Here is a 25164-nt window from a genome sequence, read left to right on the forward strand (position 1 = left end):
GCCCCCGCGGCCCGCGTGATCCGCTAGCTCTTCGTGACCCCGCTCGACGGCGGCGGGGTGTTGCCGGGGCGGCTGCGGACGTCGTCCGTGCACTCGTAGCGCCGCAGCGGACCGGCGTCCGGGCCGCCCAGGATCACCGAGCCGTCACCTTCGGCAGCCGCCGAGTCGGACAGGGTGCACACCAGCTGGGCGAGGGCGTAGGAGGCGAGCCGGCCGGGGGCGGTGCTCAGCCGCAGCGTGTCCTCGGGGTCCGTTGGGCCCGGGCCGGTCACGCTCATACCGCCCGGCACGTACGTGCTGTATCCCGCGGCCTTCTCCGCGGCCGACGGGGACGCCGCCAGCTGGTCCAGCAGGCCCTGTGCCACGATCACCCGGCGCCGGGCGTCCGGGGTGCCGTCCGGGACCTGCACGGTCCGGTCGACCGTCACCAGGGACGAGGCGCACAGCAGGAACACCTGCACCGGCACCCCGTGCGAGGACTGCGTCGACAGGTCGGGGCCCGCCAGCGAACACGGGACCCGTGAGGGCGCCCCGCCGAAGTCGGTCGGCACCTGAGTGGCCCTGATCCCGCAGCCGGCGAGCAGTACGCCCAGGAGGGGCAGGGCCAGCAGCCGTCGTACGCGTCCAGCGGTGCGTCCGACCGTCCCTCCGGCCGTGTGTGCAGTGGTCATCACCCCTCCTTTCCCTTTCCTTGCTGTCCCTTGCCGTCCGTGACGGCCTGACCTTCCTGGCTGCCCTTGCCGTCCTTGTCCTGCTCCCCGTCGTCCTCGGCCACCTGCGAAGTGTCCCGCGGCAGTCGCAGGGTGAACACCGCGCCCCCCTCGGGGGAATTGGCCGCCGTGATCTCGCCGCCGTGGATGTGGGCGTTCTCCAGGGCGATGGACAGGCCCAGGCCGCTGCCCTCGGAGCGCGGCCGGGAGGCGCTCGCCTTGTAGAAGCGGTCGAAGACGTGCGGCAGGACGTCCTCGGGGATGCCGGGCCCGTGGTCGCGTACCGCGATGACCACGTCGTCGCCCTCGATGCACACCGACACCCGCACCGGCGAGCCGCCGTGCTTGAGCGCGTTGCCGATCAGGTTGGCGAGTATGACGTCCAGGCGGCGCGGGTCGAGGACGGCGTGGATGCCCCGCTCGGCGTCCAGCTCCACCGCGTCCAGCCAGGCGCGGGCGTCGATGCACGCGGTGATCTGGTCGGCGACGTCGACGTCGTCCAGGACCAGCCGGGCGGTGCCCGCGTCGAAGCGGGTGACTTCCATCAGGTTCTCGACCAGGTCGTTCAGGCGGCGGGTCTCGCTGACCACCAGCCGTACGGCGGGCTCGATCATCGGGTCGATGCCGCCGGCCTCCGAGTCCAGCTCCTCCTCCAGCACCTCCGTGACCGCGGTGATGGCGGTCAGCGGCGTACGCAGCTCATGGCTCATGTCGGCGACGAACCGCCGGGACGCCTCGTCCCGCGCGGCCATCTCCGCGACCCGCTGCTCCAGCGCCTCGGCAGCGTTGTTGAACGTCCGTGACAGGTCCGCGAGTTCGTCGGTCCCGGACACCCGCAGCCGGGTGTCCAGCCTGCCCTCGCCGAGCCGCCGGGCGGCCACGCCCAGCCGGTGCACCGGCTTGAGGACGGTCGTGGCGGCGGCCTGCGCGAGCAGCGCGGCGCCGATCAGCGCGAGTCCGGTGGCGATCCCCAGCGACCAGGCGAGGGAATTGAGGTCCTTGGCCTCCGGCTCCAGCGACTTCGCCATGTAGCCCGTCGGACCGCCGCCGATCAGCCGCGTACCGGCGACGAGATAGGGCGTGCCGTGGTTGTCGACCCGCTGCCAGTACAGGTGGTACGGCGAGTTGTCGTCGTCGGTCACCTTCTGCCGCCGGTCCACCGCCGTGCGCAGGGACGCGGGTACGTCCTCCAGCGCGAAGCCGTTGATGCCGCCCGAGTTGCCGTACACCGTCCTGCCGTCCGCCTCCTGTCCGACGAGCAGCACACTGAAGTGCTGGCTGCCGGCGGCCATCTGGCCCGCCGTGCGCTGGAGTTCGTCCTGGGTGGGGTGGACGGGTAGGGCACCGGCCCGGTTCTGCATCTCCTGCTGGAAGTCGCGCAGCACCGCGTCCTGCGCGCGGGTGAGCACGGCCTCCCGGTTCAGCCAGTAGGCGATGCCCGAGGCCGACACCGCGGCCGTGAGGGCGACCAGCCCGAAGACCACCACCAGCCGCAGTCGCAGGCTGGTCAGACGCAGCCGCGCCAGACTCCCCTTACGCCCCGCGGCCCAGCCGCGCAGCCCTCCTTGCCCGTCGGTCACTGAGGCGCGTCCAGGCGGTAGCCGACACCACGGACGGTACGGATCAGGGTCGGGGACGACGGTACGTCCTCCACCTTGGCGCGCAGCCGTTGCACACACGCGTCCACCAGGCGTGAGTCGCCCAGGTAGTCGTGCTCCCACACCAGCCGCAGCAGTTGCTGCCGCGACAGCGCCTGGCCGGGCCGGCGGCTCAGCTCCAGCAGCAGCCGCAGTTCGGTCGGCGTCAGCTGCAGGTCCTCGCCGTTCTTCGTCACGGTCATCGCGGACCGGTCGATGACCAGGTTCCCGAAGGTCGCCGAGTCACTGGACTCGCGTTCCCCGCGTCGCAGCACGGCCCGGATCCGGGCGTCCAGCACCCGTCCCTGCACCGGCTTGACGACATAGTCGTCGGCACCGGACTCCAGTCCGACCACCACGTCGATGTCATCGCTGCGCGCGGTCAGCAGAATGATCGGCAGCTGGTCGGTGCGCCGGATGCGCCGGCACACCTCGAACCCGTCGATGCCGGGCAGCATCACGTCCAGCACGATCAGATCCGGCCGCTGTTCGCGCAGCAGCTTCAGTCCGTCCTCACCGCTGGCAGCGGTGGCCACCCGGTGTCCCTGGCGCGTCAGGGAGAGCTCCAGGGCCGTACGGATGGCGTCGTCGTCCTCGATCAGCAACAGGGAAGGCACGAGGCTCATTCTGGCCCATGGAGGGGCTGTCGTACGACCTGGTGACACCAGGCCTTCGCTACCGGAACCGGCTGTACGTTTTCTGTGACCGCATCGGTGGCGGTGTCCGTGCCACATGTGTGACCGCGTCGCCGGCGGTGTCCGCGTCGCAGCCGCGACCGCGTCGCCGCGCATCTCCGTTGCCCCTTCGCGACCGCGCCTGTGACCTCCTCGTACCCGACCCCTGTGACACGTCTGTGACAGTCGACGGACATGGCCATGAAGTCACCCCGGCAGTCTTTTGGGCACAGGCGGGGCAGCGAAACCGAGCGAGCGGGTCCGGCCTGGCAAGCCGAAATTCCGGACGTCCACGACGGGGAGCGCGAGATGAACACGCTGCACAGCATGAGCACCAGCGCAGTTGTCACGCGTCTGCACGACGTGCACCGGGTTTCCGAGAAGTCCGGTGTCGTGAGCGGGCGGGGGTGCGCTCGCGGCACCGGGCGTCAGCACACCGCGATCATGACGGTGGTTGACGGCTTCACGGGGGAGAAGCACGGGGGAGCCGCGTACAGGGAGGAATCGGGGGAGCGTCGCTCGCTGACGGAGGCGGAGTTCACCGCCTACGTCCAGGAGCGCCGCGCCTCCCTGTACGCCACCGCCTACCACCTGACCGGCGACCGCTTCGAGGCCGAGGACCTGCTGCAGAGCGCGCTGTTCTCGACGTACAAGGCGTGGGACCGGATCAGTGACAAGGCCGCGGTCGGCGGATACCTGCGCCGCACCATGACGAACCTGCACATCAGCGCATGGCGGCGCCGCAAGCTCAACGAGTACCCGACCGAGGAACTGCCGGAGACGCCCGGCGAGACGGACGCGATGCGCGGCACCGAACTGCGCGCCGTCCTGTGGCAGGCGCTGGCCCGGCTGCCCGAACTCCAGCGCACCATGCTGGTCCTGCGCTACTACGAGGGCCGCACGGACCCGGAGATCGCAGAGATACTCGGCATCAGTGTCGGCACGGTGAAGTCCAGCATCTGGCGGTCGCTGCGCCGGCTGCGTGAGGACGAGGTCCTCAGCTTCGGCCGTGACGAGGAGGACGCCTTCGGCGAACTGGTCGCCTGAAGGTCAGGGGGCCGCTGGGGGGGTGGCCCTACGGGGGAGAACACGGGGGACACGGGGGAGATACGGGGGACACGGGGGAGACACGGGGGGAGCAACAGAAGCGGGACTGGGGGGCCGGGGGGTCCGTCCAGTCCCGTTTCGTGCTTTTCCGCCCGAACCGGTTCCTCTTCTTCAGTGCATGGTCGCGCCGCTCTTCGCAGGCGCATGACGCCCCACCGCGGCAGCGGCCAGCCGGCCAAGTGCCTCGTCCCGGTCGCAGGGATGAGCGCCCAGGGAAACCTGCCGGGACACGATCGACCGCTCCGCGCGCATCAGCCGCCAGCCGCGGCGCAGCAGGAACGGCACCGACTTGCGGCCCTCCTTCAGGTCCCGCATGAAGCGCCGCCGGAAGGTGGTGACCGCCCCCCGGGACAGGCACAGCGCGTCGGCGAGCACGCCCAGTTCCCGGCACCGCGCCACGATCTCCGCGGCGAAGATGCCCTCCGCGATGAACAGCCGGGTACGGCCGATGTGCAGGGTCTCCTCGCCGGTACGGGCGCTCAGCGCGATGTCGTACACCGGCACCGGCGTCGACCCGCTCGCGCACAGCCTGACGATGGCCTCGACGGCGACATCCGCGTCCCACGACGCCGGGTGGTCCCAGTCGATGTCCGAACTCCCCTCCACCAGGGGCAGAGTCGGGTCGTCGCCCTCCTTGTAGAAGTCGTCCAGGCGCAGCACGGGGAGCCCGGAACGGGCGGCGACGAGGGACTTGCCCGAGCCCGAGGGGCCGCACAGCAGCACGACGCGGGCGGGGGAGGGGGGATGAATGCTCACGGAACACCAGTTTGACGTATGGGGGACCGCCTGCCGACCCCGCGGGTCGGCTTTTGAGCGTGACGCGCACCTCAACTACTCTGCGCATCGGTGTCATCGCGTTGCGCATTCGAAGGCGGCGCCAGTGATGGCCCGATACGCCTCCCCGGCACCACACCGCGCAGCGCTCTCTGATCGCCCTCGCGACCGCCGGAGCGGCCCTGTGCGCGGGTGCGGTGACGGCCCGTGCGGACGCCGCCGCGCCGCTCGTGGACGTGCCGTCACGGCACACCGCGCTCGGCAAGGCCGGCCCGCGGACGGGCCTGGCGGCCCTCACCGGCGCGGTCGGCCATGTCACCGGTCCGGTCGCCGACCTCAAGCCCAACCCGCTCGCGGGCACGGGGGCAGACCTGCTGGACGACGGCGTGAGCACGCAGCTCGCCGACTCCAAGCCGGTGAACTCCCGGACGCAGACGGGCCCGGTGGCGCAGGCGCGGTCGCTCAGGGCGGTGCCGGTGGCAAGGCCGGCGACGCGGCTGCCCGGCACCGGACAGGGCGCCTCGCCGGGCTGAGGGCCGCACGCACGCCAAGAGCCGCGCCGCCCCCGGACGTCAGGGGCGGCACCGCTCGTTCGCGTGCGGGTCCGGTACAGCCGTGACGGCTCAGTACGACGAACCCGACGCGCCCAGCGACCCGGTGGGGTGCCAGACTGTCTTGGTCTCCAGGAACGCCGTCATGCGGTCGGTGCCCGGCGTCGCCCACCAGTCGTCCACAGGCTGTGGACGCAGCACGCGCTTCAGGTTGTCCGCCGCCGCGATCTCCAGCTCCTTCGCCAGCACCTCGTCGGCGCCCGCGAGGTCGATCGCGTTGACGTCCTGGTGCGCGGCCAGCGGGGCAGCCATTTCCGCCGTGCGGCCGGACAGGACGTTGACGACACCGCCCGGCACGTCGGAGGTGGCCAGCACCTCCCCCAGGGAGAGGGCCGGGAGCGGGGCCTTCTCGCTCGCGACCACGACCGCCGTGTTGCCCGTGGCGATCACCGGGGCGAGCACCGAGACCAGGCCCAGGAACGACGACTCCTGCGGGGCCAGGACGGCGACCACGCCGGTCGGCTCGGGGGAGGAGAGGTTGAAGTACGGGCCCGCGACCGGGTTGGCGCCGCCGATCACCTGGGCGATCTTGTCGGTCCAGCCCGCGTACCAGACCCAGCGGTCGACGGTCGCGTCCACGACCGCGGCGGCCTTCGGCTTCGACAGGCCCTCGGCGTCGGCCACCTCGCGGACGAACTGCTCCCTGCGGCCCTCCAGCATCTCCGCGACGCGGTACAGGACCTGGCCGCGGTTGTACGCCGTCGCCCCCGACCAGCCGCCGAACGCCTTGCGCGCCGCCACGACCGCGTCACGGGCGTCCTTGCGGGAGGACAGCGGTGCGTTGGCCAGCCAGTTGCCCTTTGAGTCGGTCACCTCGTACACCCGGCCGCTCTCGGAACGCGGGAACTTCCCGCCGACGTACAGCTTGTAGGTCTTGAAGACGGCGAGTCGCTCAGTCTTTTCGGTCTTGTCAGACATCGAGGTACGCCTCCAGGCCGTGACGACCGCCCTCGCGGCCGAAGCCCGACTCCTTGTAACCGCCGAACGGCGAGGTCGGGTCGAACTTGTTGTACGTGTTGGACCAGATCACGCCCGCGCGGAGCTTGCTCGCCACCGCCAGGATGCGGGAGCCCTTCTCCGTCCAGATGCCCGCCGACAGGCCGTACGGGGTGTTGTTGGCCTTGGCGACCGCCTCGTCGGGCGTGCGGAAGGTGAGGACCGACAGCACCGGGCCGAAGATCTCGTCGCGGGCGACGGTGTGGGCCTGGGTGACGTTCGTGAACAGCGTCGGGGCGAACCAGTAGCCGGAGGACGGCAGTTCGCAGGCCGGCGACCAGCGCTCGGCGCCCTCGGCCTCGCCCTGCTCGGCCAGCGCGGTGATCCGCGCCAGCTGCTCGGCGGAGTTGATCGCGCCGAGGTCGGTGTTCTTGTCGAGCGGGTCGCCGACGCGGAGCGTGCCGATCCTGCGCTTGAGGGACTCCAGCAGCTCGTCCTGGATCGACTCCTGGACGAGGAGGCGCGAGCCGGCGCAGCACACATGGCCCTGGTTGAAGAAGACACCGTTGACGATGCCCTCGACGGCCTGGTCGATCGGGGCGTCGTCGAAGACGATGTTGGCGCCCTTGCCGCCCAGTTCCAGGGTGAGCTTCTTCTTCGTGCCCGCGACCGTGCGGGCGATCTCCTTGCCCACGTCCGTGGAGCCGGTGAAGGCGACCTTGTCGACGTCCGGGTGCGCGACGAGTGCCGCCCCCGCGTCGCCGTAGCCGGGAAGGATGTTGACGACACCCTTGGGCAGGCCCGCCTGGCGGCAGATGTCGGCGAAGAACAGGGCGGACAGGGGAGTGGTCTCCGCCGGCTTCAGGACGACCGTGTTGCCGGTCGCCAGGGCCGGGGCGATCTTCCACGCCAGCATCAGGAGGGGGAAGTTCCAGGGGATGACCTGGCCGGCGACGCCGAGGGGCCGCGGGGTCCGCCCGAAACCGGCGTGGTCGAGCTTGTCCGCCCAGCCCGCGTAGTAGAAGAAGTGCGCGGCGACCAGCGGGAGGTCCGCGTCGCGGGTCTCCTTGATCGGCTTGCCGTTGTCCAGCGTCTCCAGGACCGCCAGCTCACGGCTGCGCTCCTGGATGATCCGGGCGATCCGGAACAGGTACTTGGCGCGCTCGGAGCCGGGCAGCGCCGACCACTTCCCGAACGCCTTCCGGGCGGCCTTCACCGCGCGGTCGACGTCCTCGGCGCCGGCCTGGGCGACCTCGGAGAGGACCTCCTCGGTCGACGGGGAGACCGTCTTGAAGACCTTGCCGTCGGCCGCCTCGGTGAACTCTCCGTCGATGAACAGGCCGTAGGAGGGGGCGATGTCGACGACCGAGCGGGACTCGGGCGCCGGTGCGTACTCGAATGCGGATGCCATGGTGATCAGTCCACCGTTACGTAGTCGGGGCCGGAGTAGCGGCCGGTGGCCAGCTTCTGACGCTGCATCAGCAGATCGTTCAGCAGCGAGGAGGCGCCGAAGCGGAACCAGTGGTTGTCCAGCCAGTCCTCGCCCACGGTCTCGTTGACCAGGACCAGGAACTTGATGGCGTCCTTGGAGGTGCGGATGCCGCCGGCCGGCTTCACGCCGACCTGGACGCCGGTCTGCGCACGGAAGTCGCGCACCGCCTCCAGCATCAGCAGGGTGTTGGCGGGGGTGGCGTTGACCGCGACCTTGCCGGTGGACGTCTTGATGAAGTCCGCGCCCGCCAGCATGCCCAGCCAGCTCGCCCGGCGGATGTTGTCGTACGTCGACAGCTCGCCGGTCTCGAAGATGACCTTCAGCCGGGCGCCGGTCCCGCAGGCTTCCTTCACGGCGACGATCTCGTCGTGGACCTTCAGGTACTTGCCCGCGAGGAACGCGCCACGGTCGATGACCATGTCGATCTCGTCGGCGCCCGCCGCGACGGCGTCCCGGACGTCGGCCAGCTTCACGTCGAGCGCGGCACGGCCGGCCGGGAAGGCGGTGGCCACCGAGGCGACCTTGACGCCCGAGCCGGCGACGGCCTCCTTGGCGACGGCCACCATGTCGGGGTAGACGCAGACGGCCGCCGTGGCCGGGGCCGTGCGGTCCGTCGGGTCGGGGCGGACTGCCTTGGCGCCGAGTGCCCGGACCTTGCCCGGGGTGTCCGCGCCTTCCAGCGTCGTCAGGTCGACCATCGAGATGGCGAGGTCGATGGCGTACGCCTTCGCGGTGGTCTTGATGGAACGGGTGCCGAGAGACGCGGCGCGCGCCTCCAGGCCGACCGCGTCGACGCCGGGCAGCCCGTGGAGGAAGCGGCGCAGCGTGCTGTCGGACGCGGTGACGTCTGAGAGCCGGTGTGCGATGGGTGCAGTACGGGGCATGGTCACCACACGAGCATATCTACGCGCGTAGCGGCTGTACACCCCGGGTTCTTCCTCTGTCGTCGGGCACCGCGTATGAGCGTCTGCCCGGGCGTCGGGCACAATCGGCCCCATGACGACCCCGGACCACCAGTCACCCGAGCCACAGTCGCCCGCGCCTGCCTCCCAGGACCGGATCTACCGCTCGCCCATGGCCCTTGTGGGCGGCGTGCTGCTGCTCGCACTCGTGGGCTGGCTGGGCTTCGACGCACTGTTCAGGGGGCATGGGCGGACGCCGTGGCTGGCGCTCGCCGGGATGATCCTGCTCGTGCCGCTGACCACCGCCTTCACACTGCGTCCGGCGGTCTTCGCGAACGAGGAGCGGCTGCGGATCCGCAACCCCTTCCGCATCATCACGCTGCCCTGGGGCGAGGTCTCCTCCCTGCGCTCGGGCTACTCCAACGAGGTCGTCGCCAAGTCCGGCGCCAAGTACCAGCTGTGGTCCATCCCAGTCTCCCTGCGGGGCCGAAAGAAGGCGGCCGACCGCGCGGCCCGCGCGGCGGCGGAGGCGGCCCGTGGCGGCCCCGCCCGGCGTATGGGTTTCGGCGGTCCGGGCCTCGGCGCCCTGGGTTCCGGCACGGTCCCGGCGGGCCGCACGCGGGCCACGAGCGACCAGATCATGGCCGACTTGCGGGACCTGCAGGAACGCCGCGCCCAGGCGGGGTCCGCGCAGGGAGAGGTCACGGTCCGCTGGGCCTACGAGGTGATCGCGCCCGCCGTGGCCGGCGCGGTGCTGCTGGCGATCCTGCTCATGGTGGGGTGAGGGCAGCACCCACCGGAATGCCGTTGGGGGTGCCCCCGGAACCAGGGAGCACCCCCAACGGCATCTCTGTCTGCGACGGGACCGCTGCGTCGGCAATCCCTGCGGGACCGCTGCTACGCAGCTCCACGAGCCTTCCGAGCACACCCTCCGAGGCGGAGCCTCAGATGCCCGCCGCGGCGGACAGGTCGCGCTTGACGGCCGCCAGCAGCTCGGCCGCGCGGGCGCGGGCGGACGGCAGATCGGCGTGCGCGGCGACCGGCACGACGACCTCCAGGTAGCACTTCAGCTTGGGCTCGGTGCCGCTGGGCCGGACGATGACGCGGGCCCCGTCCAGGGTGTAGCGCAGGCCGTCCGTGGGCGGCAGCCTGTCGGTGCCCTGGGTGAGGTCCTCGGCGCGGGTGACGGCCAGCCCCGCCAGCTCGGTCGGCGGCTGCTCGCGCAGCCTCCGCATCGCGTCGGCGATCAGGGAGAGGTCCTGGACGCGGACCGACAGCTGGTCGGTGGCGTGCAGTCCGTGCTCCACGGCCAGGTCGTCGAGGAGGTCGAGGAGGGTGCGGCCCTCCTCCTTCAGCACGGACGCCAGCTCGGTGATCAGGAGCGCGGCGGTGATGCCGTCCTTGTCACGGACGCCCTCCGGGTCCACGCAATAGCCGAGGGCCTCCTCGTAGCCGTAGCGCAGGCGCTCCACACGGGCGATCCACTTGAAGCCGGTCAGGGTCTCCTCGTACGGCACGCCCGCCTTCTCGGCGATCCGGCCGAGCAGGGAGGAGGAGACGATCGACTCGGCGAAGGTGCCCCTCGCCCCGCGCCGGACCAGGTGGGCGGCGAGCAGCACGCCGACCTCGTCGCCGCGCAGCATCCGCCAGCCGTCCCCGTCCCTGACGGCGACGGCACAGCGGTCGGCGTCGGGGTCGTTGGCGATCACCAGGTCCGGGCCGGTCACGCGGGCCTGCGCGAACGCCAGGTCCATCGCGCCCGGCTCCTCGGGGTTGGGGAAGGCGACCGTCGGGAAGTCCGGGTCCGGGTCGGCCTGCTCGGCGACCGGTACCGGCTCGGGGAAGCCGGCGCGGGCGAAGGCGGCGAGGAGCACGTCCTTGCCGACGCCGTGCATCGCCGTGTAGACGGTGCGGGCCGTGCGCGGGGAGCCGGCGGCCAGGACGGCGTCCGTACGGGCCAGATAGGCCTCCAGGACGGTGTCGTCCAGGATCTCCCAGCCGGCGTCCGGGCGGGGCACGTCGTGCAGCGAGGCGATCGCGTCGATCTCGGCGGCGATCTCCGCGTCGGCGGGCGGGACGATCTGGGAGCCGTCACCGAGGTAGACCTTGTAGCCGTTGTCCCGGGGCGGGTTGTGGCTGGCGGTGACCTCCACGCCCGCGACCGCGCCCAGGTGCCTTATCGCGAACGCCAGGACCGGCGTGGGCAGCGGACGGGGGAGTACGGCGGCACGCAGGCCGGCGCCGGTCATCACGGCGGCGGTGTCCCGGGCGAAGTCGGCGGACTTGTGACGGGCGTCGTAGCCGATGACGACGAGGCCGGCTCCCCCGTCCCCGTCGCGGGGCGCGTTCTTCTTCAGGTACGCGGCGAGACCCGCGGCGGCGCGGATGACGACGCTGCGGTTCATGCGCATGGGGCCGGCACCGAGTTCGCCCCGCAGGCCGGCGGTGCCGAACTGGAGGGTGCCCCTGAAACGGGCCGACAGTTCCTTCACGTCACCGGCGTCGATCAGCCCGGCCAGTTCCTCACGGGTCTCCGCGTCGGGGTCCTCGGCGAGCCATGCCTTGGCCCTGGCGATGAGATCGTCGTGCACGTCGTGGTCAACCTCTCTTTGGTCGTGCCCACCTGCCCACCGGTCAGGTGGACCGGAAAGCTCGCTCACAGCCTGCCGAGCACCTGCGCCAGCAGCTGTCCCATGCGCGCCGCCGAGTCACGGCCCGCCTGGAGGACCTCCTCGTGGTTGAGCGGCTCGCCCGTCATGCCCGCCGCGAGGTTGGTGACGAGGGAGATACCGAGGACCTCGGCGCCCGCCTCGCGCGCGGCGATCGCTTCCAGGACCGTGGACATGCCGACCAGGTCCGCGCCGATGACGCGGGCCATGCGGATCTCGGCCGGGGTCTCGTAGTGCGGGCCGGGGAACTGCGCGTAGACGCCCTCCTCCAGGGAGGGGTCGATCTCCTTGCACAGGGTGCGCAGCCGCGGGGAGTAGAGGTCCGTCAGGTCGACGAAGTTGGCGCCGACGATCGGGGAGGTCGCCGTCAGGTTGATGTGGTCGCTGATCAGGACCGGCTGACCCGGGCGCATGCCCTCGCGCAGGCCGCCGCAGCCGTTGGTGAGGACCACGGTCTTGCAGCCCGCGGCCACGGCCGTACGGACGCCGTGCGCGACGGCGGCCACACCGCGGCCCTCGTAGTAGTGCGTGCGGCCCAGGAAGACCAGCGCGCGCTTGTCACCGAAGGCGTAGGAGCGGATCTTGCCGCCGTGGCCCTCGACGGCCGGCGGCGGGAAGCCGGGCAGCTCGGTGACCTGGAACTCGGCCTCGGGGGCGCCGAGGGCGTCGACGGCCGGAGCCCAGCCGGAGCCCATCACGAGGGCGACGTCGTGGGTCTCGGCGCCGGTGAGTGCGCGCAGGCGCGCGGCGGCGGCGTCGGCGGCGGCGTACGGGTCGCCCTGGATGTCGTCCGGAAGAAGAGATGCGTTCACGTGGACGAGAGTAACCGCTCTTCGCCTACGCGCGTAGATGACAGAGCCGACGGGATTGCGATCGTCGTCTCGTCGTTACCGACAAAGAGATCCGTGAGCAGGGGCGCAGGCAGTTCGTGAACGGGTTCGTCCACCGGCCGTGAGCAGGCCCGTCAGCACGTTGTCAGCAGATCGTCAGCGGGCCGCGGGCCGTCAGCAGGGGCGCTTGCGCAGTTCCATCACATAGTCGTGCGGTGCCCCCGCGGACTCGGCCGCGTCCGCGATCTCACCGAGGTAGCGGGCCGAGGGCAGGCCGCCCTCGTAGCCGTTGAGGACGTACGCCCACGCCGCCTCCTCGCCGTCCAGGGTGTGGGCGCGGACCCGGACCCGGCGGTAGACGCCGAGGGCCACGCCCTCCCACCGGTCGAGCGACTCCTCGTCCATGGGTGCGATGTCGTACAGGCCGACGAACACCTGGGCCGAGGGCTCCTCGACGATCGTCGCCAGCGCGCCCTCCCAGCCCAGCTGCTCGCCGCCGAACGTCAGCCGCCAGCCGTTCAGCCAGCCCGTGGCGCGCAGCGGGGAGTGCGGGGCCCGGCGGGACATCAGCCGTGCGTCGAGGTTGCCGGCGTACGCGGCATAGAGCGACATGGGGAGAGGGTACGGCAGCGGAAACTCCCGCCCCACCCGTTCCACCAGCGCCCCCGGGCAGTAGCACCTTGAGGGGTGCGGGACAATGGGGTACGTGACTCGGATCGTGATCATCGGTGGCGGACCTGGCGGATACGAGGCGGCCCTGGTAGCCGCCCAGCTAGGTGCGGAGGTGACCGTCGTCGACTGCGACGGTCTGGGCGGAGCGTCGGTGCTGACCGACTGCGTGCCGTCGAAGACCCTGATCGCCACGGCCGAGGTGATGACCACCTTCGACTCCTCCTACGAGGAGCTGGGCATCATCGTCGCCGACGACACCCCGCCGCTGGAGCAGGCCGCCCGGGTGGTCGGCGTGGACCTGGGCAAGGTCAACCGCCGTGTGAAGCGGCTGGCGCTCGCCCAGTCCCACGACATCACCGCGTCCGTGACGCGCGCCGGCGCCCGGGTCATGCGCGGTCGCGGCCGGCTGGAGGGCATGCAGGCCCTCGACGGCTCCCGGAAGGTCGTCGTCACCGCCGCCGACGGCACCGAGGAGACCCTCACCGCCGACGCCGTGCTCATCGCCACCGGCGGTCACCCGCGCGAGCTGCCCGACGCCCAGCCCGACGGCGAGCGCATCCTCAACTGGACCCAGGTCTACGACCTCACCGAGCTGCCGGAAGAGCTGATCGTGGTCGGCTCCGGTGTGACCGGTGCCGAGTTCGCCGGTGCCTACCAGGCGCTGGGGTCCAAGGTCACGCTCGTGTCGTCCCGCGACCGCGTGCTGCCGGGCGAGGACCCGGACGCCGCGGCCGTGCTGGAGGACGTGTTCCGGCGCCGTGGCATGAACGTCATGGCCCGCTCCCGTGCGCAGTCCGCCAAGCGCGTCGGCGACCGGGTCGAGGTGACGCTGGCCGACGGGCGCGTCATCAGCGGCACGCACTGCCTCATGGCGGTCGGCGCCGTCCCGAACAGCGCGGGGCTCGGCCTGGAGGGGGCCGGCGTCAGGCTGCGCGACTCGGGTCACATCTGGACCGACCGGGTCTCGCGCACGACCGCGCCGGGCGTGTACGCCGCCGGTGACGTCACCGGCGTCTTCGCGCTCGCCTCGGTGGCCGCGATGCAGGGACGTATCGCCATGTACCACTTCCTCGGCGAGACGGTGGCCCCGCTGGACCTGAAGACGGTCTCGTCCAACGTCTTCACGGACCCCGAGATCGCCACCGTCGGCTACACGCAGTCGGACGTGGACGCGGGCAAGATCGACGCGCGCGTCGTCAAGCTTCCGCTGCTGCGCAACCCGCGCGCCAAGATGCAGGGCATCCGGGACGGCTTCGTCAAGATCTTCTGCCGGCCGGGCACCGGCATCGTCGTGGGCGGTGTCGTGGTGGCGCCGCGTGCCTCGGAGCTCATCCACCCCATCTCGATCGCCGTCGACAACAATCTGACGGTCGAACAGATCGCGAACGCGTTCACCGTGTACCCCTCGCTGTCGGGGTCGATCGCGGAGGTGGCGCGGCAGCTCCACACCCGCAAGGCGACCGGCGAGGGATAAAGGCCGCACGCCCTCTCAGGTGCGCGCCGGGACACCAGGCAGGGCGTCCCGGCGCGGTGCGCGGCTCGGTCCTTCTCTCGGACGTACTTGTCGATGTTCACAGGCGTCCAGCCGTCCTGGCCGCAGGACGTTGCCCTCGGGATCCAGCCGGGGGAAGGAGCTGCCCTCGCGCGAGGCTCGTACGGTGGCCATGAGCTGCCGGATGCCCCACTCTTCGCTCATCGCAGCCATGTGCCTGCGACAGGCTCAACAGGGCTGGCGTCTCGCAGAGTTGCCCCGCTGCGCGTGCCGGAGGAGGAGTTCGACCAGGCGGACATCGGTCATCCGTGGCGGGACGCCTCCACGCGAATGGGGCAGTCGATCCAGTGGTGTTGCTGTGGCCAAGCAGCCTATAACCGGGACGACTTGACGCACAATCGGATCCAACGAGCTTGAGAAAGCGTTGAATCGAGGCCCGAACGCGCACCGCGAGGCGACCGGCGAGGCCTGGTGCGGCCGGGACGGGCAGGGGCGGGGCGGTCGTATACCATCTCCCGCGCCGCCATGCGAACAACTTCTGTTATTCGGCGCAAACTGCTGAAAGCAGACGGTCGTCGGGGTTACTGTCAGTTTCGTGTTCGCTGCTGAACGTCGCCAATTGATCCTCGAAATGGTGCGAGCGAACGGAGCCGTGTCGCTCCGTGAGCTCGCCCGCGTCGTCCAGACCTCCGAAGTGACCGTACGGCGGGACGTGCGGGCACTGGAGGCAGAAGGACTCCTCGACCGCCGGCACGGCGGTGCGGTACTGCCGGGCGGATTCACGCGGGAGTCCGGCTTTCCGCAGAAGTCACATCTCGCGACCGCCGAGAAGACGGCCATCGCCGACCTCGCCGCGGGCCTCGTCGAAGAAGGCGAGGCCATCGTGGTCGGGGCGGGCACCACCACGCAGGAGCTGGCCCGCCGGCTCGCACGGGTGCCCGGACTGACCGTGGTCACCAACTCACTGCTGGTGGCCCAGGCGCTGGCCCACGCCAACCGGGTGGAGGTCGTCATGACCGGCGGCACCCTGCGCGGCTCCAACTACGCCCTGGTCGGCTCCGGTGCGGAGCAGTCCCTGCAGGGCCTGCGGGTCTCCAAGGCGTTCCTGTCCGGGAGCGGGCTCACCGCCGAGCGCGGGCTGTCCACGTCCAACATGCTCTCGGCGTCCGTCGACCGCGCCCTGGTGCAGGCCGCCGCCGAGGTCGTGGTCCTCGCCGACCACACCAAGCTCGGCACGGACACCATGTTCCAGACGGTGCCGACGGACGTCATCACGCGGCTCGTGACCGACGAACCACCGGCCCACGACGACCGTGCCGCCACCGAACTGCAGGCCCTCGCCGATCAGGGGGTGCAGATCGCCGTGGCCGGGGCGGGGACCCCTCCGGGCGAGCAGGGGACCACGGCGCGCCGTGCGTCCGCGCTGCCGGGGCCCAGGCGGGGGCAGGTACCCGGCGGCGGGCTGCGGGGGATGCTGGGGGAGCCGTCGGGCGGGGCCGAGCGGGGCCGCGTCGCCGATCTTCGTCGGCGCTGAGGCTGTCTGGTCGCCGTAGGGCTTCGGGTCGTTGCCGGGTGCGCGTGGTGTGGCTGCCCGCCAGTTCCCGCGCCCCGCGAGGGTGCTGTGGCGTGCCTGCGCCGGAAGACGAAGCGCCCGGCAGACCGAAGCGGTCCACCGGGCGTGTCGTGTCGTAGAAGACGACGTCAGTCCTTGATCTCGCAGATCACCGCGCCGGACGTGACCGAGGCGCCCACCTCGGCGGTCAGGCCCTTGATGGTGCCCGCCTTGTGAGCGTTCAGCGGCTGCTCCATCTTCATGGCCTCCAGGACGACGATCAGCTCGCCCTCCTTGACCTCCTGGCCCTCCTCGACCGCGATCTTCACGATCGTGCCCTGCATCGGGGAGGCGAGGGCGTCACCGGACGCCACCGGGCCGGACTTCTTCGCCGCGCGGCGCTTGGGCTTGGCGCCCGCCGCGAGACCCGTGCGGGCCAGGCTCATGCCCAGGGACGACGGGAGGGAGACCTCGAGGCGCTTGCCGCCGACCTCGACGACGACCGTCTCGCGGCCCAGCTCCTCCTCCGCCTCGATGTCGGAGGGAGCGGTGAACGGCTTGATCTCGTTGACGAACTCCGTCTCGATCCACCGGGTGTGGACCGCGAAGGGCTCCTCGGAACCGGTCAGCTCAGGAGCGAACGCCGGGTCCCTGACCACCACACGGTGGAAGGGGATCGCCGTGGCCATGCCCTCGACCTGGAACTCGTCCAGGGCACGGGCGGCCCGCTCCAGGGCCTCCTTGCGGGTGCGGCCGGTGACGATCAGCTTGGCCAGCAGCGAGTCCCAGGCGGGGCCGATGACCGAGCCGGACTCCACGCCCGCGTCCAGGCGGACACCGGGACCGGCCGGCGGATCGAACCTCGTCACCGTGCCGGGCGCCGGGAGGAAGTTGCGGCCCGGGTCCTCGCCGTTGATGCGGAACTCGAAGGAGTGACCGCGCAGCGCCGGGTCGTCGTACCCCAGCTCCTCGCCGTCGGCGATGCGGAACATCTCACGGACCAGGTCGATGCCGGCGACCTCCTCGGTCACCGGGTGCTCCACCTGCAGACGCGTGTTGACCTCCAGGAAGGAGATCGTGCCGTCCTGGCCGACCAGGAACTCACAGGTACCGGCGCCCTCGTAGCCGGCCTCCTTCAGGATGGCCTTGGAAGCGCGGTACAGCTCGGCGACCTGCTCCTCGGAGAGGAACGGCGCCGGGGCCTCCTCGACCAGCTTCTGGTGGCGGCGCTGGAGAGAGCAGTCACGGGTGGAGACCACGACCACGTTGCCGTGCTTGTCGGCCAGGCACTGCGTCTCCACGTGACGCGGACGGTCCAGGTAGCGCTCGACGAAGCACTCGCCACGGCCGAAGGCGGCGACCGCCTCGCGCACCGCGGACTCGTACAGCTCCGGAACCTCTTCCAGGGTCCGGGCGACCTTCAGGCCGCGGCCACCGCCACCGAAGGCGGCCTTGATGGCGATCGGCAGGCCGTGCTCTTCGGCGAACGCGACGACCTCGTCGGCTCCCGAGACGGGGTCGGGCGTGCCGGCCACCAGGGGCGCGCCGGCGCGCTGGGCGATGTGCCGGGCGGCGACCTTGTCACCCAGGTCGCGGATGGCCTGCGGCGGCGGACCGATCCAGATCAGTCCCGCGTCCAGCACCGCCTGCGCGAAGTCGGCGTTCTCCGAGAGGAAGCCGTAGCCGGGGTGGATGGCGTCCGCGCCCGACTCACGGGCGGCGTTCAGGACTTTCCCGATGTCCAGGTAGCTGGTGGCGGGAGTGTCACCGCCCAGGGCGAACGCCTCATCCGCGGCCCGGACGTGCAGAGCGTCCCGGTCCGGGTCGGCGTAGACGGCCACGCTCGCGATCCCGGCATCCCGGCAGGCCCGGGCAACGCGGACAGCGATTTCGCCACGGTTGGCGATGAGCACCTTGCGCACGATTGAGGCTCCCTCCTTGAAACAAGGCGAGTTTAGGGACAGCCGACACGGCGCATCGACCCATCCCCAATGGTGAGCTTGCCCACACGCAGTGTGATTCGAGGCTCGCTCGACCCGCGAAAGCCCTTGTCGCACCGCAGTGCGCAGGACTCCTCCGGGAAACCCTAGCCCGCTCATGTGGCCAAGGTCTCTGTGAGAGCGTGCCGCGCCCCACTCGGTTTCTTTGTCGAGTCCCTACGAATGGCCCAATGATTCTTTGCCGCGGTACGGACCCTTGTCCCCGGGTTTACCCGTTAGTAGCGTTCACGATGAGGCGAACGTACTTCAGGTAACAGCAGCTCTGCTCGGGCTGAGGGCGAAGGTGGGTGGGGGCCGGTGGTACGCAGACCGGTGGCGTGGGTCGTGGCAGTCGTCCTCCTGGCGGAGGCCCTCGGCGTCGCCGCGCTGAACTGGTTCCTCGGAGTGGTCGTGGACCGGCAGCAGATGTCGCTGGCGGGCCTCGACCCGGACGTGATGTCGATGTCCTCGAAGATCGGCGGGGTCGTCTTCGGGCTCTACTTCGCGCTGTGCGCCCTGGTGGCCGTGCTGGTCGCGATCCGCGACCGCGCGCCCGCCGGCTTCGGGCGCATCCTGCTGATCAGCATGGCGGTGGTGCACGGCCTGCTCGGCGCGTTCGTCTGGGGCCTGGTCGGCTGGACGGCGTTCTCGTTCATGGTGGTCGTGCTCGGGCTGATCGTGCTGCTCCTGATGACGTACGACCGCGCGGCCGGCCCGGAACAGGCCGCCGACGGCGGTGCCCCGGACGCGGGCGGCACCCCGCAGGCCGGGACCGAGCCGGTGGCGCCGGCCGGGGCCACGGGCGGGGCCGGCGCGCCGGAGGGCCGTACGGAGGAACCCCAGGACGGGGACGACGAGCCGCAGGACTCCGGCCCCGCCCAGACCGCGTCCACCGGGGCCGCCCCCGCGGGGGCCGCTCCCGCCCAGGTCACTCAGCCGGTGCCCACAACTCCGTGATCCGGACCCCCAGTTCGGCCAGCAGCCGCCGAACGAGGGGCAGGCTGATGCCGATCACGTTGCCGTGGTCGCCGTCGATGCCCTCGATGAACGGCGCGGAACGGCCGTCCAGCGTGAAGGCCCCGGCGACGTAGAGGGGCTCGCCGGAGGCGACGTACGCGGCGATCTCCTCGTCGGAGGGCTCACCGAAGTGGACGACGGTGGAGGCGACCCCGGCGACGTACCGCTTGGCGGCCGTGTCCCAGATGCAGTGCCCCGTCTGGAGGGTGCCCGCCCGCCCGCGCATCGCCTTCCAGCGGGCGGTGGCCTCCTCCGCGTCGGCGGGCTTGCCGAGCGCCTGGCCGTCCAGCTCCAGCACGGAGTCGCAGCCGATCACCAGGGCGCCCTGCACCTCGGGTTTCGCCGCCACGACGGAGGCCTTCGCCTCGGCCAGGGCGAGCGCCAGCTCCGCCGGGGTGGGTGCGGTGACGGCGTCCTCGTCGACCCCGCTCACGATCACCTCGGGCGTGAGTCCGGCCTGCCTGAGCAGGCCCAGCCGGGCGGGGGACGCGGAGGCGAGGACGAGACGGCGGCGCGGGTGGTCAGTCATGCGGTCAGGGTAGCGGCGGGGCGCCGCCGGGCGCTCACCTCGAGCCGCCCACCTCGGGTTGCCGACCGGTGGCCGCCCCTCTTGGGTCGCCGACCGCGGGTCGGCCGCTCACCACTAGACCGCCCGTCTCCGGCAGCTGCGCACCCCGGGCTGCCGGTCTTGGGCTGCCGACCGGGGGCCGCCCACCGTGGACCGATCGTCGTGGACCGATCGTCGTGGACCGATCGCCGTGGACCCATCGCCGTGAACGCTCACCGCTCACCGATCACCGCTCACCGAGACCGATCACGAGCATGGCCAGGATCATGGCCATGGCCATGAGAAGGCCGAGCCGCCCCAGCATCTCCTGCGCGTCGCGCAGTTCCTCGGGCGGCTCGTCCTCGGGGTCTGACCACAGCATCCCCCCAGCGTGGCCGGAGGGAGGGCCGGGTGCCTGAGTACGCGTACTCAGGTTGTCGCAGTGCCGGTCCGTCAGCTGGGCCAGTACGTCCGCGACCAGGAGGCCGGGCCCGGCGTGGGCAGGTGCGCGGCGGCGATGCGGGACGGGTCGGACCACGCGTCACGCGGCCCCGCCGCGCCGGGCGGCGTCACCGCTGCCGCCGCGGCGCGGGCGCGGACCACCGCCAGGGCGGCGGCCAGCTCCTCCGGGGTGGGATTGCCTCGTACGACCTTGATCGTCATGACGGCTTCCTCTCGATCGGCCGGGGCCAGGGCTAGAGCGGGATGTTGCCGTGCTTCTTCGGAGGCAGGGATTCCCGCTTGGTGCGCAGCTGACGCAGGCCGCGGACGATGTGGGAACGGGTCTCCGACGGCAGGATCACCGCGTCGATGTAGCCGCGCTCGGCCGCGACGTACGGGTTGAGGAGGGTGTCCTCGTACTCCTGGATGAGGCGGGCGCGCACGGCCTCCACGTCCTCGCCGTTCGCCTCCGCCTCGGCGATGGTCCGCCGGTGCAGGATGTTGACGGCGCCCTGGGCGCCCATGACGGCGATCTGGGCGGTGGGCCAGGCGAGGTTGATGTCGGCGCCCAGGTGCTTGGAGCCCATGACGTCGTAGGCGCCGCCGAAGGCCTTGCGGGTGATGACCGTGATCAGCGGGACCGTCGCCTCGGCGTAGGCGTAGATCAGCTTGGCGCCGCGGCGGATGATGCCGGTGTGCTCCTGGCCGACGCCGGGCAGGAAGCCGGGCACGTCGACGAAGGTGAGCACGGGGATGTTGAAGGCGTCGCAGGTGCGCACGAACCGGGCGGCCTTCTCGGACGCGTCGATGTCCAGGCAGCCGGCGAACTGCATGGGCTGGTTGGCGACGATGCCGACCGGGTGACCCTCGACCCGCCCGAAGCCGGTGACGATGTTCGGTGCGAACAGCGCCTGCGTCTCGAAGAACTCGCCGTCGTCGAGGATGTGCTCGATCACCGTGTGCATGTCGTACGGCTGGTTCGCGCTGTCCGGAACCAGCGTGTCCAGCTCGCGGTCCTCGTCGCTGGGGGAGAGGTCCGCCTCCTCCGGGAAGACCGGCGGTTCGGAGAGGTTGTTGGACGGCAGGTACGACAGCAGCTGCTTGATGTACTCGATGGCGTCCTTCTCGTCGCCCGCCATGTGGTGGGCGACACCGGACACGGCGTTGTGGGTGCGGGCGCCGCCCAGCTCCTCGAAGCCGACGTCCTCACCGGTGACGGTCTTGATGACGTCGGGCCCGGTGATGAACATGTGCGAGGTCTGGTCGACCATGACCGTGAAGTCGGTGATGGCCGGGGAGTAGACCGCACCGCCCGCGCAGGGGCCGACGACCAGGCTGATCTGCGGGATCACACCGGAGGCGTGCGTGTTGCGGCGGAAGATCTCGCCGTAGGCCCCAAGGGATGCGACGCCTTCCTGGATGCGCGCGCCGCCGGAGTCGTTGATCCCGATGACGGGGCATCCGGTCTTCAGCGCGAAGTCCATGACCTTGACGATCTTCTGGCCGTAGACCTCGCCGAGGGCCCCGCCGAAGACGGTGAAGTCCTGCGAGAACACGGCCACCGGGCGGCCGTCGACCATCCCGTACCCGGTGACGACACCGTCGCCGTACGGGCGGTTCTTCTCCAGCCCGAAGTGGGTGGAGCGGTGCTGGGCGAACGCGTCCAGCTCGACGAACGACCCCTCGTCGAGCAGCAGCTCGATGCGCTCACGCGCCGTCAGCTTGCCCTTGGCGTGCTGCTTTTCGACGGCGCGTTCCGAGCCGGCGTGCGTCGCCTCGTGGTTACGGCGCTGCAGATCCGCGAGTTTGCCCGCGGTCGTGTGAATGTCGATCTCTTCCGGCTCGGACATCAAGATCGCGGCTCCCTGCCTGCTCAAATGGGGGAACGGTTACTCAGCCGTAGAGTAGTGGTGCGCCTGCCGGTCGGCAGTGCGGCGTTTAACACACCTAGGGTGACTTGCATGACGCCGCACAATGCAGCAGACGACAGCCGTTGGTCCGACCTCGACCGCCCCCCGCTGAACGCCGCGGCACTGCGCCGTGCCTTGGTGCGGGAGGGCAGCATCTGGTCTCAGCTCGACGTGGTCCCGAGCACCGGCTCCACCAATTCGGACCTGGTGGCCCGCGCCGAGGCCGGTGAGGCGGGCGCGGGCACGGTCCTGGTCGCCGAGGAGCAGACCGCCGGGCGGGGGCGGCTGGAGCGCCAGTGGACCGCACCGGCCCGCTCGGGCCTGTTCTTCTCCGTCCTGTTGAAGCCCACCGGGGTACCGGTGGACCGCTGGGGCTGGCTGCCGCTGCTCACCGGCGTAGCGGTGGCGACGGGCCTGTCCCGGGCGGCCGGGGTCGACACGGCACTCAAGTGGCCCAACGACCTCCTCGTCACCGTCGGCGGTGAGGAGCGCAAGGCCGGGGGCATCCTCGCCGAGCGGGCCGGGGAGGACAGCGTGGTCGTCGGCGTCGGCATCAACGTCACCCTGCGCGCGCAGGAGCTGCCCGTCCCGCAGGCGGGCTCTCTGTCGCTGGCCGGCGCGGCGAGCACGGACCGGGACACGCTGCTCAGGGCGATCCTGCGCGAACTGGAGACCTGGTACGGCCGCTGGCGCGAGGCGGGCGGCGACCCGGCCTCGAGCGGCCTCCAGGAGACGTACGCGGCGGGCTGCGCCACGCTCGGACGCGCCGTGCGGGCCGAGCTGCCCGGGGACCGGACGATCGTCGGTGAGGCGGTGGCCGTCGACGGCGACGGCCGCCTGGTCATCAGCACGGGGGACGGCGTACGCGAGCCGGTGGGCGCGGGCGACATCGTCCACCTGCGCCCGGCGTGAGCGGGGCGGGCGTCCGGGGGTGAGTCCGGCGTCCAGCGTCCGGCGTCGGGGGTGGGCGCTCCTGGCGTCTGCCGTGGGGTGGCGGGCCTTGCGGTCTGCCGTGGGATGCGGGGCTCGCGGCTGGCCGGCCTCCTGCTTCCGCCGTGAGACGGGGCGTGAGACGGGGCGTGGGACGGGGCGGTGGGACGGGGCGTGCGACGACCGCGGGGGACCGTCGCCACGCGCGGTGAAGATACGTGGCGGCCGGCGCGGACGGCCCGTTGCGCCTGTGTCTGCGTGTGGCCCTGGTGTTCCGGTGAGCACCCCTGCGTCCGGCACGGGGGTGTCCCTCGCGTCCGGTGCGGGCGGAGCGGGCGACCGGCGTATGCGCAGCTTGCGTCCGGTGCGGCGCACTGTGTGACCGGTGTGCGGGCACTTCATGACCGGTGTGTGCGCAGCCGGCGCGACGCTCGCTCCCGGGAGTGAGCTAACCCACACCTGCCGTAGAGTTGAGGCCGGTCGATATGACCGCGGCAGATCGGAAGGGCAGCAGGCGTGACCGTCGACGACACGGGCTCCGGTGCGGGCGCGGACGCCGCCGACACCGGCGAGGACCCGCTGGCCCTGCGTCTCGAACAGCTCATCCTGGGCGCCGAGCGGCGCTACACCCCTTTCCAGGCCGCGCGCAGCGCAGGCGTCTCCATGGAACTGGCATCGCGGTTCTGGCGGGCCATGGGCTTCGCGGACATCGGCCAGGCCAAGGCCCTCACCGAGGCCGACGTACTGGCCCTGCGCCGGCTCGCCGGTCTGGTGGAGGCGGGTCTGCTGAGCGAGGCCATGGCGGTGCAGGTGGCCCGGTCCACGGGCCAGACCACCGCTCGGTTGGCCGAATGGCAGATCGATTCCTTCCTGGAGGGCCTGACCGAGCCGCCCGAGCCCGGCATGACCCGCACCGAGGTCACGTACCCCCTGGTCGAGCTGCTCCTGCCCGAGCTGGAGGAGTTCCTCGTCTACGTCTGGCGGCGTCAGCTCGCCGCCGCGACCGGCCGGGTCGTCCAGGCCGCGGACGACGAGGAGATGGTGGACCGGCGGCTGGCCGTCGGCTTCGCCGACCTCGTCGGGTTCACCCGGTTGACCCGGCGGATGGAGGAGGAGGAACTCGGCGAGCTGGTCGAGGCCTTCGAGACCACCGCCGCCGACCTGGTCGCCGCGCGCGGCGGCCGGCTCATCAAGACCCTGGGCGACGAGGTGCTGTACGCCGCGGACGACGCCGGTACGGCCGCGGACATCGCGCTGCGGCTGGTCGAGACGCTGGCGAACGACGAGACGATGCCGGAACTGCGCGTCGGCATGGCCTTCGGCACGGTGACCACCCGGATGGGTGATGTGTTCGGTACGACGGTGAACCTGGCCTCCCGGCTGACGTCCATAGCCCCGCGCGACGCCGTCCTCGTCGACAGCGCGTTCGCCGAGGAACTGATCCGCACGGGTGAGGCGCCCGCCTCGGAGACACAGGCGGCCGAGGCGGCGGCAGCCGCAGAGAAGGAGGGCGAGGAGCCGCCGGCGTACCGCTTCGCACTCCAGCCGATGTGGCAGCGCCCGGTGCGCGGTCTCGGCGTGGTGGAACCGTGGCTGCTGGCACGCCGTGAGGCGCAGCCGTAACGCGCCTGCCGCTGCCTACCTCAGCGGGCTTCCCAGCAGATCCACGCACAGCCCGATGAGCGGCAGGCACACGCCGCCCGGGTCGGGTGAGGTTGTGGACTGGCTCGGCGCCGGGGCAGGGCCCGGCGGCGCGGTGGCGGCGGGACTCGCCGGGGCCGGGCGCGGGGCGGACGTCGTCGCCGACGGCCGCGGTGCGGTCGTCGGGGCGGGCGGGACCCCGGGCGGGAGCGTGCTCGGTACGGCGCTGCCGGCGGGCGTGGCCGAGGCGGTGGGTGCGGCGCCGGTGCTGCCCGGGGTCGTGGGTTCGGCGCTCACGCCGCCCATGACGGACGCCGTGGAGGGCCGCGCCGAGGGCCCGGCGGTGACGCTGGCGGTGACGTCGGCGGTGGGGTTCGCCGAGTGGCCCGTGGCCCCGGTGTCCGGCCCGAGCCGCGACTCGGCCTCCGCGGTGCCGGGAGCGCCGAGCCCGCCATCCGGCGCGACCCGCACCAGGCTGAGCACACCCGCGGCCAGGGCGAGCCCGCCCGCGGCGATGAGCAGCCTCCGGCGCGAGGGCCTGCGGTGCCGCCCGCGCCGGACTGCCGGGCCCGCCTCGGACCGTGCCGCGGACTTGGTGCGTATCGGTGTCATGGTTCCCTCCCCGCCGCGCGCCCCGGGCG

The 25164-nt window shown here is 71.7% G+C and carries 24 protein-coding genes; 8 read left to right on the forward strand and 16 right to left on the reverse strand.

Annotated features, from left to right (window positions below):
• Window positions 1-23: 23 nt before the first annotated feature.
• From K7G59_RS22860 to afsQ1, 3 genes are read right to left on the reverse strand one after another with little or no spacing between them, the layout of a single operon-like run.
• On the reverse strand, window positions 24-671 hold the full coding sequence (locus tag K7G59_RS22860; RefSeq protein WP_225837117.1) for a hypothetical protein: 648 nt from the start codon (window positions 669-671) through the stop codon (window positions 24-26).
• Window positions 671-2290: a HAMP domain-containing sensor histidine kinase gene (locus tag K7G59_RS22865; RefSeq protein ID WP_225837120.1), complete on the reverse strand. Its 1620-nt coding sequence runs from the start codon at window positions 2288-2290 to the stop codon at window positions 671-673. Before K7G59_RS22865 ends, K7G59_RS22860 begins: the two co-directional genes overlap by 1 nt.
• Window positions 2287-2964, reverse strand: coding sequence for a two-component system response regulator AfsQ1 (gene afsQ1 / locus K7G59_RS22870; RefSeq protein WP_106980762.1), 678 nt, complete (start codon window positions 2962-2964; stop codon window positions 2287-2289). The genes K7G59_RS22865 and afsQ1 overlap by 4 nt, the downstream gene beginning before the upstream one ends.
• A gap of 366 nt (window positions 2965-3330) precedes the next feature.
• Between afsQ1 and K7G59_RS22875 the strand changes: the two genes are divergently transcribed.
• On the forward strand, window positions 3331-4068 hold the full coding sequence (locus K7G59_RS22875; protein WP_225837122.1) for a SigE family RNA polymerase sigma factor: 738 nt from the start codon (window positions 3331-3333) through the stop codon (window positions 4066-4068).
• Window positions 4069-4239: 171 nt separating this feature from the next.
• Here K7G59_RS22875 and K7G59_RS22880 read toward each other — a convergent pair whose 3' ends face one another.
• Window positions 4240-4884, reverse strand: coding sequence for a uridine kinase (locus K7G59_RS22880; RefSeq protein ID WP_374114261.1), 645 nt, complete (start codon window positions 4882-4884; stop codon window positions 4240-4242).
• A 215-nt stretch (window positions 4885-5099) separates the two neighbouring features.
• Here K7G59_RS22880 and K7G59_RS22885 point away from each other — a divergent pair, with 215 nt between their 5' ends.
• Entirely contained in the window at window positions 5100-5435 is a 336-nt protein-coding gene (locus K7G59_RS22885; RefSeq protein WP_225837124.1) for a hypothetical protein, read from the forward strand.
• A gap of 90 nt (window positions 5436-5525) precedes the next feature.
• On the opposite strand, the gene K7G59_RS22890 is transcribed toward K7G59_RS22885, so the two are convergent.
• The 3 genes from K7G59_RS22890 to deoC are packed head-to-tail and all read right to left on the reverse strand — an operon-like array spanning window position 5526 to window position 8825.
• Window positions 5526-6431: an aldehyde dehydrogenase family protein gene (locus tag K7G59_RS22890; RefSeq protein WP_225837126.1), complete on the reverse strand. Its 906-nt coding sequence runs from the start codon at window positions 6429-6431 to the stop codon at window positions 5526-5528.
• Window positions 6424-7860 carry an aldehyde dehydrogenase family protein gene (locus K7G59_RS22895; protein WP_225837128.1) on the reverse strand — a complete coding sequence of 479 codons (1437 nt, stop codon included), beginning with the start codon at window positions 7858-7860 and terminating at the stop codon, window positions 6424-6426. Before K7G59_RS22895 ends, K7G59_RS22890 begins: the two co-directional genes overlap by 8 nt.
• Window positions 7861-7865: 5 nt before the next feature.
• Window positions 7866-8825 carry a deoxyribose-phosphate aldolase gene (gene deoC / locus K7G59_RS22900; protein WP_225837340.1) on the reverse strand — a complete coding sequence of 320 codons (960 nt, stop codon included), beginning with the start codon at window positions 8823-8825 and terminating at the stop codon, window positions 7866-7868.
• A 112-nt stretch (window positions 8826-8937) separates the two neighbouring features.
• Here deoC and K7G59_RS22905 point away from each other — a divergent pair, with 112 nt between their 5' ends.
• Entirely contained in the window at window positions 8938-9627 is a 690-nt protein-coding gene (locus tag K7G59_RS22905) for a PH domain-containing protein (RefSeq protein ID WP_225837130.1), read from the forward strand.
• 160 nt (window positions 9628-9787) lie between these two features.
• On the opposite strand, the gene K7G59_RS22910 is transcribed toward K7G59_RS22905, so the two are convergent.
• The 3 genes from K7G59_RS22910 to K7G59_RS22920 form a co-directional block, all read right to left on the reverse strand.
• On the reverse strand, window positions 9788-11434 hold the full coding sequence (locus K7G59_RS22910) for a phospho-sugar mutase (protein ID WP_225837132.1): 1647 nt from the start codon (window positions 11432-11434) through the stop codon (window positions 9788-9790).
• Between the two features lie 65 nt (window positions 11435-11499).
• Window positions 11500-12324, reverse strand: a complete 825-nt coding sequence (locus K7G59_RS22915; RefSeq protein ID WP_225837134.1) for a purine-nucleoside phosphorylase — start codon at window positions 12322-12324, stop codon at window positions 11500-11502.
• Between the two features lie 192 nt (window positions 12325-12516).
• Window positions 12517-12954 (reverse strand): gamma-glutamylcyclotransferase, encoded by a 438-nt coding sequence (locus tag K7G59_RS22920; RefSeq protein ID WP_225837136.1) that lies wholly within the window; start codon window positions 12952-12954, stop codon window positions 12517-12519.
• An 85-nt stretch (window positions 12955-13039) separates the two neighbouring features.
• On the opposite strand from K7G59_RS22920, the gene K7G59_RS22925 reads away from it, so the two are divergent.
• Together K7G59_RS22925 and K7G59_RS22930 are read left to right on the forward strand one after the other, a co-directional pair.
• A complete protein-coding gene (locus K7G59_RS22925) occupies window positions 13040-14488 on the forward strand; it encodes an NAD(P)H-quinone dehydrogenase (protein ID WP_225837137.1) in 1449 nt (482 codons plus the stop codon).
• A gap of 613 nt (window positions 14489-15101) precedes the next feature.
• Complete coding sequence (locus K7G59_RS22930; protein ID WP_225837139.1) at window positions 15102-16040, forward strand: DeoR/GlpR family DNA-binding transcription regulator; 939 nt, start codon at window positions 15102-15104, stop codon at window positions 16038-16040.
• A 167-nt stretch (window positions 16041-16207) separates the two neighbouring features.
• Here K7G59_RS22930 and K7G59_RS22935 read toward each other — a convergent pair whose 3' ends face one another.
• The gene (locus K7G59_RS22935; protein WP_225837142.1) at window positions 16208-17980 is read right to left on the reverse strand and encodes a biotin carboxylase N-terminal domain-containing protein; all 1773 of its coding nucleotides are present in this window, start codon (window positions 17978-17980) and stop codon (window positions 16208-16210) included.
• A gap of 402 nt (window positions 17981-18382) precedes the next feature.
• On the opposite strand from K7G59_RS22935, the gene K7G59_RS22940 reads away from it, so the two are divergent.
• Window positions 18383-18994 (forward strand): hypothetical protein, encoded by a 612-nt coding sequence (locus K7G59_RS22940; protein ID WP_374114262.1) that lies wholly within the window; start codon window positions 18383-18385, stop codon window positions 18992-18994.
• Here the strand turns inward: K7G59_RS22940 and K7G59_RS22945 are convergent.
• The 4 genes from K7G59_RS22945 to K7G59_RS22955 form a co-directional block, all read right to left on the reverse strand.
• Window positions 18966-19583: a nucleoside triphosphate pyrophosphatase gene (locus tag K7G59_RS22945; protein WP_225837148.1), complete on the reverse strand. Its 618-nt coding sequence runs from the start codon at window positions 19581-19583 to the stop codon at window positions 18966-18968. The two genes, K7G59_RS22940 and K7G59_RS22945, sit on opposite strands and share 29 nt — an antisense overlap.
• Before the next feature lie 265 nt (window positions 19584-19848).
• The gene (gene mmpB / locus K7G59_RS34760) at window positions 19849-19983 is read right to left on the reverse strand and encodes a morphogenic membrane protein MmpB (protein WP_263976653.1); all 135 of its coding nucleotides are present in this window, start codon (window positions 19981-19983) and stop codon (window positions 19849-19851) included.
• A gap of 71 nt (window positions 19984-20054) precedes the next feature.
• A complete protein-coding gene (locus K7G59_RS22950) occupies window positions 20055-20264 on the reverse strand; it encodes an acyl-CoA carboxylase epsilon subunit (protein ID WP_225837149.1) in 210 nt (69 codons plus the stop codon).
• 32 nt (window positions 20265-20296) lie between these two features.
• On the reverse strand, window positions 20297-21892 hold the full coding sequence (locus K7G59_RS22955) for an acyl-CoA carboxylase subunit beta (RefSeq protein WP_225837152.1): 1596 nt from the start codon (window positions 21890-21892) through the stop codon (window positions 20297-20299).
• 111 nt (window positions 21893-22003) lie between these two features.
• On the opposite strand from K7G59_RS22955, the gene K7G59_RS22960 reads away from it, so the two are divergent.
• Window positions 22004-22864 (forward strand): biotin--[acetyl-CoA-carboxylase] ligase, encoded by an 861-nt coding sequence (locus tag K7G59_RS22960; protein WP_225837154.1) that lies wholly within the window; start codon window positions 22004-22006, stop codon window positions 22862-22864.
• A gap of 534 nt (window positions 22865-23398) precedes the next feature.
• A complete protein-coding gene (locus K7G59_RS22965; RefSeq protein ID WP_225837156.1) occupies window positions 23399-24505 on the forward strand; it encodes an adenylate/guanylate cyclase domain-containing protein in 1107 nt (368 codons plus the stop codon).
• A gap of 15 nt (window positions 24506-24520) precedes the next feature.
• Here K7G59_RS22965 and K7G59_RS22970 read toward each other — a convergent pair whose 3' ends face one another.
• Window positions 24521-25135 (reverse strand): hypothetical protein, encoded by a 615-nt coding sequence (locus K7G59_RS22970; protein WP_225837158.1) that lies wholly within the window; start codon window positions 25133-25135, stop codon window positions 24521-24523.
• Between the last annotated feature and the right edge of the window lie 29 nt (window positions 25136-25164).

The sequence above is a fragment of the Streptomyces sp. NK08204 genome (genome assembly GCF_020400585.1).
GTDB lineage: Bacteria > Actinomycetota > Actinomycetes > Streptomycetales > Streptomycetaceae > Streptomyces.